Source organism: Cupriavidus sp. C2SS-8b (assembly GCF_057073745.1).
Window position 1 is genome coordinate 1,757,061 of sequence record NZ_CP172716.1, and the last position, 12,126, is coordinate 1,769,186.

Sequence of the window (12,126 nt, forward strand, 5' to 3'; positions counted from 1 at the left end):
GACGTGCATGCCTCAGATGTCCTCTTCCTCGTCGAACAGATGGTTGCGCATGGCATAGCGCAGCAGCGCCGCTTCGCTGGGCACGTGCATCTTTTCCATCAGCCGCATCTTGTAGGTACTGACGGTCTTGACGCTCACGCACAGCGCGGTCGCGATCACCGTCAGCGGCTCGCCCAGCACCAGCCGCCGATAGACTTCGAGCTCGCGGTCGGACAGGCGCAGGTGCGGTGCCTGGTCCTGATGTTCCTGCAAGCTCGTCGCCAGCTTGCCGGCAATCGCGTGGCTGACGTAGGTGCCACCGGCGGCGACCTGGTTGATCGCGGAAACCAGCTCGGTGGCTGCGCTTTCCTTGGTCAGATAGCCCGCCGCGCCGGCCTGGAACGCGCGCACGATGTACTGCTGTTCCGCATGCATGGTCAGTACCAGGATACGCAGCGCCGGTTGCTCGTCCCGCAACAGGCGAATCAACTCCAGCCCACTGCGGCCAGGCATCGAGAGGTCGAGCAGCAGCACCTGCGGCGCGCAGTCGCGCACCAGCTTCATGACCTGGGTGCCGTCGGCGGCTTCGCCTACCACATCGAATCTGCCGGCGCGCTCCAGAATGTGCTTGAGACCGTCGCGAACGACAGCATGGTCATCGGCAATGAGCACGCGCGTCATTTCATATCCCTTTTTCCAGCGGAATCTTTACGATAAGGCGGAAGCCCTTGCCAGGTTCACTGTCGACCTCGACCGCGCCGCCCAGCAACCTTGCACGCTCCCGGATTCCCAGCAGCCCCAGCGATTTGCGTGGCTCGTTTCCAGTGGGCTTCTTGTCCCATCCACCACCATTGTCCTGGACCTGCAACTCGATTTGCCCGTCCGTCTGGGCAAGTGAAACATCGACGGCCGTTGCGTCAGCGTGTCGGACGACATTGCTGAGCGCCTCCTGCACAATGCGAAACATGGCGATAGCCGTGTGCTCCGGAACGTCTGCGTCCACGCCATCCACACTCACCGGCAGCCCGTACCGGCTGGAAAAATCATTGGCCAACCACTCGATGGCGGTCAGCATGCCGAGCTCGTCAAGCAGGGCTGGCCGCAGATCGCTGGCAATGCGGCGAACCGACGCGACCGTGTCGTCAATGACGCCGTTCATGCCGGTGATGTCCGCGAGGATCCCGCGGGTGTCCCTGCCCTCACTGACATCCGCGGCAAGCATGGTCATGTCCATCTTCAGCGCGCTCAGCCGCTGGCCCAGATCATCATGGAGTTCGCGCGCGATGCGGCGCTTCTCTTCTTCCCGCGTGGCCAGGATGCTGTCCGAAAGCTGCTGCAGTTCCTCTCGCGATCGGCGCAGCGCCTGCTCGGCGCGTACGCGTTCCGTGATATCGCGCAGCATCACCGTATAGAGCCTGACATCCCCGTCCGAGATCTGTGAAATCGAGGCCTCGATGGGAAACTCGCTGCCATCGCGGCGCAGCGCAAAGAGTGCGCGCTGGCGCCCCATCTGACGATCCGATACCCCCGTGACGCCGAACCGGCGCACATGCGCGTCGTGCGCAGCGCGGAAGCGCTCGGGAATGAAATCGCCAAGCGGTCGGCCAATCGCCTGTTCGGCCGGCCAGCCGAACAAGGTTTCCGCCATGGGATTGAACAGGATGACGTGCTGGGCACTGTCCACCGTGATGATGGCCTCCATCGAGGACCGGATGATGCCGGCCAGCCGCGCTTCGCTTTCCCTGATCCGTTGCAGGCTGGCACGCATGACCTCCTCGGCGCGGGCCCTTTCCGTGATGTCGCGCAGCATGACCGTAAAGAGCCGCGAGCCGCGGTGCGTCGTTTGCGAAATTGATGCCTCGATCGGAAACTCGGTGCCATCGCGGCGCAGCGCGAAGAGTGCGCGCTGGCGTCCCATCTGGCGATCCGACACACCTGTGATGCCAAACCGGCGCACATGCGCCTCATGCGCCGCGCGGAAGCGCAGCGGAATGAAGTCGGTCAGCGGCCGTCCGATCGCCTGTTCGGCTGGCCAGGCGAACAAGGTTTCCGCCATGGGATTGAACAAGACTACGCGCTGGTCGGCGTCGACGGAAATGATGGCCTCCATGGACGAGCGAATGATCCCGGCCAGTTGCGCCTGGCTGTCCTGCGGCCGGCGCAATGCGCGGCCCGCGCGACGTCGGCCCCCGCGCATCCGGATCGAATAGGTACTTAGCCCCTTGGACATACCTGGCGCCCTGACTGCACATTGCTGAACAATCGTGAACAGAATATAGGAGTGCCGACGCCAAGTGCAACCGGTGAGTGGCCGGCATGCCGATTAGGAGGCAACGTGGCTTGGGATCCCGCGTTCAGTCCAGTTCGAGGTATCTCGAAAGCAACCTTCGAACCGCAAAGGTTACCAAGAGATACATGGTCAGGATCGGGACCAGAATCGTCCATATGTATGAAGAGGGCTCATGCAAATGGAGTACAGCCGCAAACGGAGAATATGGAAGCCAGATGCCGAGGACGCATATGGCGCCCGTGGCCGCCTGCAGGGCATGGCTCGCACGGCTTTCGACGAAGGGGATCCTGCTCGTGCGGATGATATGCACAACCAGGGTCTGGGAAAGCAGCGACTCCAGGAACCAGCTGGTTTGAAACACCGGAGCATCGGCGGGACTGTTTGCGCCGATCCACCAATAGAGCGCCGCGAATGTCAGATAGTCGAAGACTGAACTGATGGGGCCCAGGCACAGGATATAGCGGCGAACCCTGGCGACCTGCCAGCGGCACGGCCTGGCAAGTGCACTGTCATCCACGTTGTCCGTCGGCAAGGCGGTTTGCGAGATGTCATACAGCAGGTTGTTGGTCAGCAACTGAATGGGTGCCATGGGAAGGAAAGGCAGCCATGCGCTTGCGCCCAGTACGCTGAAAATATTGCCGAAGTTGGAACTGGCACCCATGCGCAGGTACTTGAGCAGGTTGGCGAACACGCGCCGGCCTTCCACGACGCCGTCATACAGCACCGTGAGGCTTTTTTCCAGCAGGATGACGCCGGCCGACTCCTTGGCGATGTCCACCGCGTTGTCGACCGAGATGCCAACATCGGCCGCCTTGAGTGCCGGGCCGTCATTGATTCCATCCCCAAGCACGCCCACCACCCGGCCCTGTGCACGCAGCGCCCGCACCAGTGCCTCCTTGTGTGCGGGGTTGAGCCTGGCAAACAGGGTATTGTTCCTTGCCGCTTCGGCCAGTTCCGCCGGCGTGAGCCGGTCCAGATCCCTGCCGAGGACAACACGCCCGGCGGGCAAGCCGACCATGCGGCAGACCTTGCTGGTGATCGTGGGGCTGTCTCCGGTCAGTATCTTGACCTCGATGCCGCTCTTGCGCAGCGCGGCCAACGCAGCGGCAGCGCTCTCCTTCGGCGGATCAATGAATGCGATATAGCCGACCAGTTCCATGCCGGCTTCATCGGCAATTCCGTAGGAATGCGATGGATCTGCAGTCGGCAGGCGTTTGCTGGCGATCGCTATGACCCGGTAACCGTCCTCGTTCAGCAGTTCGCTTTGCCGCATCAGGCCGGCCCGGTGGGCGGCATCCAGCGCAACCACCGTATTACCGATCCGCGCCGTGGCGCTGGCATCGAACACCTCCTCCACGGCGCCCTTGCAGATCAGCAGACGCCTTTCATCTCCAGGCTGGCTGCTCTCCACCACCACCGACATGCGCCGCCGGGTGAAATCAAACGGGATCTCGTCAACCAGACGCCATTGTTCACGGATGCCGATGCGTTGGCCGACCTCCTCGTGCTGGAGCACCGCCACATCGAGCAGATTGCGCAAGCCGGACTGAAAGAAGCTGTTGAGGTAAGCAAACTCCAGCACCTGCTCACTTTCCTTGCCGTTCAGGTCGAGATGATGCTTCAGGATGACGCGGTCCTGCGTAAGCGTTCCAGTCTTGTCGGTGCACAGCACGTCCATCGCGCCGAGGTTCTGAATTGCGTTAAGGCGCTTGACGATGACTTTCCGCCTGGACATCACCAGCGCACCCTTGGCGAGGTTCACCGTGACCAGCATGGGCAGCATCTCCGGCGTCAGCCCGACGCCGACAGCGACGGCAAAGAGGAGTGCTTCGAACCAGTCTCCTTTTGTCAGGCCGTTGATAACGAACACCAGCGGCGCCATCACGACGATGATGCCCAGCATCAGGCGGCTGATTTGCCCCAGCCCCTCCTCAAACGCGGTCGGCGGCTCGCGCGCGGCGATGGAGCGGGCAATGTGGCCGAACACCGCTTCGCGGCCCGTCAGCACGACCAGTGCCGTTGCGGTGCCGCTCACGACCGCGGTGCCCATCAGTGCCAGGTTCGCAATGTCGCCGGCCGTCTCGCCGCTTGCACCATCGACGGCAAACTTCTCCACCGGCATGGACTCACCGGTGAGCGCAGCCTGGTTCACAAACAGATCCTTGGCGGTCAACAGGCGTACATCGGCCGGGACGAGGTCTCCCGCAGCAAGGTGGATGACATCGCCGGGCACCAGTTCGGCGATAGGGATGTCGCCCGTTTGCGCCTGCGCTCCGGCCGCTGGCCGGCGCCGCACGGCAATGACGGTATGCACCATCGCCCGCAGTGCGGCGGCGGCCTTGCCCGAGCGGCTCTCCTGCCACGTCGCCAGTCCCACGCTCAGCGCCACCATGCATATGATGACCGATGCGGCCTGCCAGTCGTGGATGAGACCGGACAAGGCAGCGAGGCTGAGCAACATCAGGTTCAACGGATTGCGCAGCCGGCCGAGAAGGTCGGGCACGAAGCGATGCTGTTGCTCCGTGGCAATCTGGTTGGCGCCATGTTCGCGCCTGCGCGCCGGCACTTCCCCGACAATCAGCCCTTGCTCGTCTGAGGAGAGCGCAGCGAGCGCCCTTGCGCCACTGCCTGCCGCGACCTGGGCCAGCAACGGCGGAACGTCACTGGAGAGTGTGCGGATGGCCTGACGGCCTGCAGCGGTTGCCGTGCCGGACGATTCGCTCAAGGCTGCGCCCGAGGCGGCCTCCGCGACCTTCATTGGCATGGCGGACCGTAAGCTCAGGTTGCGTCCTTCGCCCTGACAAGCAATACCGGCACCGGACACTGACGCGCGAGACTTTCCGCCACACTACCGAGCAGCAACCGGCTCACCCCGTGGCGGCCATGCGTGCCGAGCACCACGAGCTCGGCAGCACTGCTCTCGACAAGCTGGCGGATCTGGTGGGCGATATCGCCCAGCGCGACAATCTCGTCGATCATGACGGTCTGGCAGCGCACATGCCTGGCCTTTGCTTTTTCCTGTGCCTCGGCCAGTAGCGCTTCGCCGCCCTTGATCAGTCCGGCACGCAGATCGGTCAGGTCAACGTATCCCATGTCATACTTGAGGTAGCCGTTGTCAATCACATGAACGGCCTGCAGTTCGGCGTCGCAGATGGCGGCCAGACCGATCGCGTGGTCCAGGGCCAGGTCGCTGCAGTGGCTGCCATCGACAGCCACCAGAATTTTTTTATACATTTCGTCTCTCCTTCACGGTCGCCATAGGGCGATGGCCGGAAACTAGGCCTCTCTGGGCGATATCCACGCTGGCCTTACGATGGTTTCGGGCGTTGTCTGGCGCGTGCGCAGTGCCGCGGCGAATGCAGCAAGCGCTTCAGTGGCTGCACCGCTCTGCACATCGCGCTGCTTCAGCACCAGAGCAGGCGCCGGTGTCTTGCCGGTCAGGAAGGCAATGTCGTCCTCCGCGCGGAAGCCGCCACGCGAGGCCATGACGCAGACCGCGGACACGGAGCCGGAGAACGGCGCATGGTCCAGCAGGAACTTGCGCATGGGCGCAGCCAGCCGCCCGAGCCAGACCGGCGCGACGACAACCACGTGATCGCAATCGCCGGGCAGCGGCCCTTCGTACCGGTATGCTGGCGTGCGATGCAGCAGCATGTCGAGAACGCAGCGCAAATCGCCGTATAAGCCGGCCCTGGGCTTCTCGTCCCGAACTTCGGCCTGCTCCCAGCCGGTGTACGCCGCCAACGCCTCCGCGACTTGCCTGGCTGTGCCGGTCCGTGAGTAATACACGATCAGGCTTTCCGATTTTTCCGACATGGGAAACTCCTCACCCTACGCCGGTCGCTCCGGCCCATGCATGAAATGCTAGGAAGCTGCCGCGAAGCCCACTTGATGCATGTCAATCTGTCGGGATTGGCGCGCACCTGCATTTTTTTTGATTCTGCCGCGCCCCTCAATTTGACATGCATCAATAGCGGGCCGCGCGTTCCTGGCGTTCCCGGTAGACGTGGTCGACTTCGATTCATGCCAGAGATGTGTCTCTCGGGCGCTGGCCGAGACCGGTCAAGTTGACGTCCTGGTGAACAACGCGGGCATCACGCGCGACAAGACCCTGCGGCGCATGGACAAGGCAGACTGGGATGCGGTGCTGCGCACCGACCTCGATTCCGTCTTCAACATGACGCGGCCTCTGTGCGAAGGCATGGTGGCACGGGCTGGGGCCGGATCGTCAACAGCTCGTCGGTGAACGGATCCAAGGGCGCATTTGGCCAGACCAACTACGCGGCGGCAAAAGCCGGCATGCACGGCTTTACCAAGGCGTTGGCGCTCGAACTGGCCAGCAAGGGCGTCACGGTGAACACCGTCTCGCCCGGCTACCTCGCGACACGCATGGTGACCAGCATGCCGGCCGACATTCTCCAAAAGCATGTAATTCCCCAGATTCCCATGGGCCGGCTCGGCCGGCCGGAAGAAGTGGCGGCGCTGATCGCAGATTCGCCACCCGCCATTGCGCTGACCGATTCGCGCTTCTCGGACAACGGCTGGCAGGCCTGGCCATTCCGTTGCTGGCGCGACAGCTTCCTTCGCAATGAGGCACGCTGGCAGTCGCTGAGCTGATAGCCAGTGCAGCGGCTGAACTGGCAACAGCGGCCAGTTCAATCGAGACGATAAGTCTTTCTGTACTCCGGCATCGTCACCTGCCATCCCAGCCCGCGCTCCACGCGCTGGCGCATGGCATCGCTGGCATCCGGTTCCCCATGCACGATGAATATGCGTCGGGGCGGCGCCTGGAACCCATTGAGCCACGTCATCAGTTCGTTGGCATCGGCATGTGCCGACAGGCCATGGATCTGCTCGACCGCCGCGTGGATCGCGACGTCCTTCCCGTGGATGCGCAGCTCCCGCTGCCCGCTCGCAAGCGCCGCACCCCGCGTACCCGGTGCCTGGAAGCCAGATAGCAGAATGGTGCAGCGCGGGTCCCTGCCGAAGGCGGCAAGGTGGTGCACCACACGTCCGCCGGTCGCCATGCCGCTGCCGGCAAGGATGATTTTCGGCGCGTGATCCTGGTTAAGCCAGACCGATTGCTCCACGCTCTGCACCGGAATCGGCAATCCGCACGCGGCCGCGCATGCGGCCCGGTCGATCCGCAGTTCATCGGGATGCAGGGCAAAGATCTGCGTCGCGTCGATGGCCATCGGACTGTTGAGGTAGATCGGGATATCGGGCATGCGCCGCTCTTCGAGCAGGCGATGCAGGCAATACAGCAATGCTTGTGTGCGTCCGACCGCAAATGCCGGAATGACAAGGGTACCACCGCGGCCAAGCGTGCTGCCGACAACGCCGGCGACCGCATCGAGCGGATCTTCGTCGGGGTGAATGCGATTGCCATAGGTGGACTCGACCAGCAGGCAATCGGCCTCGCGTATAAATTCCGGCGGCCGCATGACAATATCGTTCTGCCGGCCGAGGTCGCCCGAGAACACGATGCGCTGGCCCCCGGCATGCAAGGTCACCGCCGCGGCACCGATGATGTGCCCGGCGTGGTGAAACTCGGCTTCAATGTCGTGCGTCAGCGAGAACCGAGTGCCGAAAGGCTTCGGTTCCAGGCGGCGCAGCGCACGTCCCGCGTCAGCGCTGGTATAGAGCGGCAAAGCGGGGCGGTGGCGCGAGAAGCGTTTCCGATTCGCATACTCAGCGTCCTCCTCCGCCAGCGCCGCGCTGTCCGGCAACAAAATGCCGCAAAGCTGCGCGGTGCCCATGGTGCAGAATACGGATCCGCGGAAGCCGTTGCGCACCAGCAGCGGCAGATAGCCGCTGTGGTCGATATGCGCATGGGTCAGGATTACGGCATCCAGCGTGGCCGGGTCAACCGGCAACGGATCCCAGTTCCGCAATCGCAATGACTTGAAGCCTTGAAACAGACCGCAGTCGACCATGACACGGCTGCGGTCGGTGTCGAGCATGTATTTCGAGCCGGTGACTGAATCCGTGGCCCCCAGGAATTGCAGTTCCATGCATGGCTCCTGATCAATGAGACAGCAGCAGCGGGACCGGGCACGCGTGCATCAGGGTCCGCGTCGTGCCGCCAAGTATCAGTTCGCGCACACGCGAGTGCCCATAGCCGCCGGCGACGAGCATGCCGGCACCCAACACGGACACGGTTTCAAGCACCACGGTTGCGACATCTCCCGAAGTCTGCTCCGTACGCACGGCGGCAATGACGCCATGTCGCCTCAGGTACTGGCGCAAGCCCGCCACCGGCTCACTGTTGGCATCGGGGCTTCCCTTCTCGTCCCACACCGCAAGAATCGTTACCTTGGTCGCACAAAGCAGCAACGGCATGGCGTCGGCCACGGCTCGGGCCGCTTCACGGCTTCCATCCCATGCGATGATCACGTGAACACCATGCAGCGGCACGGCATGGGCTGGCACCAGCAGAACCGGCCGGCCGGCGTTCAGCAGTACATACTCCGCGGTGCGCTGCCTCGCGCTATCTCCGGCCGGCAGCAAGCCACCCAGGACAATGATGTCGGCAACGCGTCCTTCCTGTGCCAGCACCCAGCCCAGTTCGTCTTCGACTACATGGTGGGTAAATGGCGTGCCATATGCCGTCTGGCTGACGGTGTCACCGAGCAACTCGCCAGATTCCGCCGTTTGAGCCAGGCGCCTGCGGCGTGCATCTTCCGCGAAACGTGCGGCGTCCTCTCCGGCGCGAAACGGCGGGTCCATGCGTATGCCGGTGGCACTGACACCGACCACGTGTCCCCCAAACCGCGCCGCGAGTTCCGCGGCCATCCGCACCCGCGCTTCGCATCCGGCCTCCGTGCCGAGCGCGACCAGCACTGTTCTATAGTCCATGAGCCCCTCCAGGCAACACCCTATCCGACGAAGCTTGCGGGCAGCATGCAGGACCGCCAGTGCTTGGTGTCGCCGCACGCGCGCACGGCCTGCACCGCTGTCGATACCGACGCACGTGGCGTGGGCGGCCGCAAGAAATTGGGTATCGACGTGCAGGCACAACAGGACAGCACGGCGCTCCACATCATCAGATGCCGGGCAGCCCCCTGCAATCGCACAATTGAATGAATAGTCAGGGCCATGTCCATCCCCATCAAACCATCAATGCGACAACAGCACGGGCACGGTCATCGACTCGAGGAGCGTCCGTGTTACGCCGCCGAGCACCAGTTCACGCATCCTCCCGTGTCCGTAGGCGCCCATGACGATCAGGTCCGCCCCCTGATCCGCGGCGAACGACAGCAGCATCTGACCTGTCTCGTCACCGCTTGTCGCAGGGAGGTCGTGAAGCTTGGCCTGCACTTGATGCCGGGCTAGCCATTCGATCGCAAAGCGCGGCGGCGAGAGCCATGGGTTGAGCGCCGTGTCCGGCTGGTTCCATGAGACCACATCGACAGTCTGCGCACGCCGCAGGAATGGCAGCGCATCGTGAATGGCTCGCGCGGCCTCGCGGCTCCCATTCCATGCGATGAGGACATTCTTCCCGGGATGCGGAAACACCCCTGCATAGGGCACGACCAGCACCGGGCGGCCGCATTGCAGCACCACGGACTCGACGAAGTGATGTCCGGCGAAGGCATCCTTGTCGTCAGGATTGTGCTGCCCCAGTACAAGCAGGTCAGCCGTGTGGGCCTGCGCGACCACGCTGTCTGCCGCAGCGCCCTCCGGCGCATGCCATTCGGTCGGGATCAGCAGTTCGTCCGTTGCGCCAAAGAATGCATGGCGTGCCACTTCGCCGATGTGCTTGTGCCATTCACGATAGGAGTCAAGGTAGCGGTCTCCATCGACCAGATAGCGAATGGAACTGGGATCCGCATGGCCGATCGCGAGCAATCCGACCAGCGTTGCGTGAAAGTCCTGCGCCAGCCGGATGGCGACATGCAGCCGCTGGTGCGTGCGGCGGCTGGCATCCAGGTGAACCAGGATGGTGGCATAGTCCATGAGCAACCTCCGTTGCGCGGTGTGATACATCAGCATCTGCAATGTAGGTCGCGGCGCATCCGTGCAGTTGTCGCACGTCAAGACTCGCGATGGTTGCCGCCACCGAACCGCGATGCCCGTCCGGCTTGATACGCGTCAAGTCCTGCTCTCCAGCGGCATCTAGCCTTCAGATATCCGCTCGCGCAGCACGCTGAGCGCCCAGGGTCCACCGCCGTTGAGCAGGATTGCCTTCATGAGCCAGATTCTCTTTCCCGAATCCGTACCGGCGTATTGCCCGGCTGGCCCCAGCCTGCAGTGCCCGGCGCAGATCGATGGCGCCGCCGCGACATTCGAGGTGACGGCTGAGGCATTGGAGGACCATTTCGGTGCTCGGTCGTATCTATATGAAGACCTGGCGTCCGCATTTTCGGCGCATCGCGGTGCCATCGAGAACGTCGCGCGGGGCGTGTTCGAGATGACTGGCGCCCATAACATCGTCCTGCATAGCGGCCATTTCAGGTTTTCCGCTTAGGGCCAATACTGGCTTGCCGATCGCCATGCTCATCGAACCGCATTGGTCACCACGTGCGCACGTGGGATTCCCCGACAAATCTCGGGTCGTCCCCGACCTTCGTGCCGAACAGGATCTGGCGCATGCCGCTGCCCCCGCCGTGCCCGCGTGCCGGCGAGGCGCCTTGAAACGAGCGTGCACCGTGCTGGCCCGCCGTTCGACACTGCTCCTACTGTGTCTGGCAGTTTGCCGTGCGGCTTACGGTGCAGGACCTTCGGCAGCCTCGATCCCATTGCCGGCTAGATATGCGCAACAGGTGGCACGGATCGGGCATGAGGGCAACATGGATCGTGCGGGCCGCGTCGCGCGTGAAGCGCAAATGCCCGTTGGCGTCGGCGCCTGCGCCGCGCTCAAGCGGCAGAATGCGGCGCGTCAGCCAGCGCCGGCACCGCGCGATTCCGATTCCGCAAACCGCCATGCAGATGCGCCCGCCACGAATGCCAACGGCGTCGCTCACTTCAGTGGCAGCGCGGATCCCGCGCAGGCCATCGACATGCGCGACGTCGCCGGCGTCTACAACCTCTGCCTGGCTTTTGCCGGCAAGCAGCGGGCATGGATCGCCGGGGTGAAAGCGAATATCTACAGCGCCAATGGCACGCTCGTATTCCAGACGTATGCCGACGGCCCGTTCCTCTTGCTCCGGCTAGCGCCCGGTCGCTATCGCCTGGTCGCCGAATACGATGGCAGCGTGGTCGACACGGTCCTTAGGGTGCCCAGGCATGGCGCCGCTGCGCGCATGCTGTGGTGGCCCGACCTGGCCAGCCTGGTAGTTTGAATGCCCCGTGACTTCATTGCAAAGCGATGTCCCAGCGCGGAGAGCCACTCGTCATCATGGATGCCACAGGTCCGCTGCGAACGTCCCGTCCCATGCTTCCCTGACCGGAGGAAACCACAATGCCCGCCACTAAGAAGACGCTACGGTCAAAACCTGTGTCAACGGCGCCAGGACTTGTCAGCCTGTTGTACCACCTAGTCCATGCGACATCGCAAGGGCTGCTGGAACCTGAGCTGGCGCGAGATCTGGGGAGACTCATCTACAGCGAGATCGAGATGCTTCAGTCAGCGTCCACGCCAAGCCGCGTCGACATGGACCTCCTGCGCGAAGCCGCCTCGAGATTCGAAGATACCGTCTTGCAGGCGCGCAGCTCGCTGCTGATCGACGCGAAAAGCCGGATCCTCGATCCCATTCCTGCCGGGATCCATTCGGATCGGGTTCCACCCATGCGCGGCTACTCGCCTCGACTTGCCGCCAGTGGCAAGGGATCCCTCGTGGCACAGGCAGCATCGGCTGTGAAAGAGTCGTGACAGGCGGGAATTTTGTGAACACATCGCATTGCTGGAGGTACCG

Annotated in this window: 11 protein-coding genes and 1 pseudogene; 4 read left to right on the forward strand and 8 right to left on the reverse strand. The window is 63.4% G+C overall.

Features of this window, described 5'->3' with window-relative positions; genetic code table 11:
• Positions 1–12: 12 nt before the first annotated feature.
• The 5 genes from ACIGJB_RS08085 to ACIGJB_RS08105 form a co-directional block, all read right to left on the reverse strand.
• A complete protein-coding gene (locus tag ACIGJB_RS08085; protein WP_483732167.1) occupies positions 13–660 on the reverse strand; it encodes a response regulator in 648 nt (215 codons plus the stop codon).
• Position 661: 1 nt separating this feature from the next.
• Positions 662–2,209 (reverse strand): PAS domain-containing sensor histidine kinase, encoded by a 1,548-nt coding sequence (locus ACIGJB_RS08090; RefSeq protein WP_483732168.1) that lies wholly within the window; start codon positions 2,207–2,209, stop codon positions 662–664.
• Between the two features lie 124 nt (positions 2,210–2,333).
• Complete coding sequence (gene mgtA, locus ACIGJB_RS08095) at positions 2,334–5,033, reverse strand: magnesium-translocating P-type ATPase (protein ID WP_483732169.1); 2,700 nt, start codon at positions 5,031–5,033, stop codon at positions 2,334–2,336.
• A gap of 14 nt (positions 5,034–5,047) precedes the next feature.
• A complete protein-coding gene (locus ACIGJB_RS08100) occupies positions 5,048–5,503 on the reverse strand; it encodes a universal stress protein (protein ID WP_483732170.1) in 456 nt (151 codons plus the stop codon).
• A 42-nt stretch (positions 5,504–5,545) separates the two neighbouring features.
• The gene (locus ACIGJB_RS08105) at positions 5,546–6,085 is read right to left on the reverse strand and encodes a flavodoxin family protein (RefSeq protein WP_483732171.1); all 540 of its coding nucleotides are present in this window, start codon (positions 6,083–6,085) and stop codon (positions 5,546–5,548) included.
• 157 nt (positions 6,086–6,242) lie between these two features.
• On the opposite strand from ACIGJB_RS08105, the pseudogene ACIGJB_RS08110 reads away from it, so the two are divergent.
• Positions 6,243–6,886, forward strand: a pseudogene (locus ACIGJB_RS08110) (SDR family NAD(P)-dependent oxidoreductase); the annotation flags it as partial.
• A 38-nt stretch (positions 6,887–6,924) separates the two neighbouring features.
• On the opposite strand, the gene ACIGJB_RS08115 reads toward ACIGJB_RS08110, so the two are convergent.
• The 3 genes from ACIGJB_RS08115 to ACIGJB_RS08125 all read right to left on the reverse strand — a co-directional run bounded on the left by ACIGJB_RS08115 (position 6,925) and on the right by ACIGJB_RS08125 (position 10,228).
• Positions 6,925–8,283: an MBL fold metallo-hydrolase RNA specificity domain-containing protein gene (locus tag ACIGJB_RS08115; RefSeq protein ID WP_483732172.1), complete on the reverse strand. Its 1,359-nt coding sequence runs from the start codon at positions 8,281–8,283 to the stop codon at positions 6,925–6,927.
• Between the two features lie 13 nt (positions 8,284–8,296).
• Positions 8,297–9,127, reverse strand: coding sequence for a universal stress protein (locus ACIGJB_RS08120; RefSeq protein WP_483732173.1), 831 nt, complete (start codon positions 9,125–9,127; stop codon positions 8,297–8,299).
• A 261-nt stretch (positions 9,128–9,388) separates the two neighbouring features.
• On the reverse strand, positions 9,389–10,228 hold the full coding sequence (locus ACIGJB_RS08125) for a universal stress protein (protein WP_483732174.1): 840 nt from the start codon (positions 10,226–10,228) through the stop codon (positions 9,389–9,391).
• Positions 10,229–10,460: 232 nt separating this feature from the next.
• Between ACIGJB_RS08125 and ACIGJB_RS08130 the strand changes: the two genes are divergently transcribed.
• The 3 genes from ACIGJB_RS08130 (at position 10,461) to ACIGJB_RS08140 (ending at position 12,083) form a co-directional block, all read left to right on the forward strand.
• A complete protein-coding gene (locus ACIGJB_RS08130) occupies positions 10,461–10,739 on the forward strand; it encodes a DUF1488 family protein (protein WP_211957960.1) in 279 nt (92 codons plus the stop codon).
• Positions 10,740–11,061: 322 nt separating this feature from the next.
• Positions 11,062–11,553: a hypothetical protein gene (locus ACIGJB_RS08135; protein ID WP_483732175.1), complete on the forward strand. Its 492-nt coding sequence runs from the start codon at positions 11,062–11,064 to the stop codon at positions 11,551–11,553.
• A gap of 119 nt (positions 11,554–11,672) precedes the next feature.
• Positions 11,673–12,083 carry a hypothetical protein gene (locus ACIGJB_RS08140; RefSeq protein WP_483732176.1) on the forward strand — a complete coding sequence of 137 codons (411 nt, stop codon included), beginning with the start codon at positions 11,673–11,675 and terminating at the stop codon, positions 12,081–12,083.
• The last annotated feature ends 43 nt before the right edge of the window (positions 12,084–12,126 follow it).

Bases quoted from the DNA above. Each gene is read 5' to 3' on its own strand.
- ACIGJB_RS08100 (WP_483732170.1), bottom strand. From the start codon at position 5,503: ATGTATAAAAAAATTCTGGTGGCTGTCGATGGCAGCCACTGCAGCGAC.
- ACIGJB_RS08085 (WP_483732167.1), bottom strand. From the start codon at position 660: ATGACGCGCGTGCTCATTGCCGATGACCATGCTGTCGTTCGCGACGGT.
- ACIGJB_RS08125 (WP_483732174.1), bottom strand. From the start codon at position 10,228: ATGGACTATGCCACCATCCTGGTTCACCTGGATGCCAGCCGCCGCACG.
- ACIGJB_RS08120 (WP_483732173.1), bottom strand. From the start codon at position 9,127: ATGGACTATAGAACAGTGCTGGTCGCGCTCGGCACGGAGGCCGGATGC.
- ACIGJB_RS08140 (WP_483732176.1), top strand. From the start codon at position 11,673: ATGCCCGCCACTAAGAAGACGCTACGGTCAAAACCTGTGTCAACGGCG.
- ACIGJB_RS08105 (WP_483732171.1), bottom strand. From the start codon at position 6,085: ATGTCGGAAAAATCGGAAAGCCTGATCGTGTATTACTCACGGACCGGC.
- ACIGJB_RS08135 (WP_483732175.1), top strand. From the start codon at position 11,062: ATGGATCGTGCGGGCCGCGTCGCGCGTGAAGCGCAAATGCCCGTTGGC.
- ACIGJB_RS08090 (WP_483732168.1), bottom strand. From the start codon at position 2,209: ATGTCCAAGGGGCTAAGTACCTATTCGATCCGGATGCGCGGGGGCCGA.
- ACIGJB_RS08115 (WP_483732172.1), bottom strand. From the start codon at position 8,283: ATGGAACTGCAATTCCTGGGGGCCACGGATTCAGTCACCGGCTCGAAA.
- ACIGJB_RS08130 (WP_211957960.1), top strand. From the start codon at position 10,461: ATGAGCCAGATTCTCTTTCCCGAATCCGTACCGGCGTATTGCCCGGCT.
- mgtA (WP_483732169.1), bottom strand. From the start codon at position 5,033: ATGCCAATGAAGGTCGCGGAGGCCGCCTCGGGCGCAGCCTTGAGCGAA.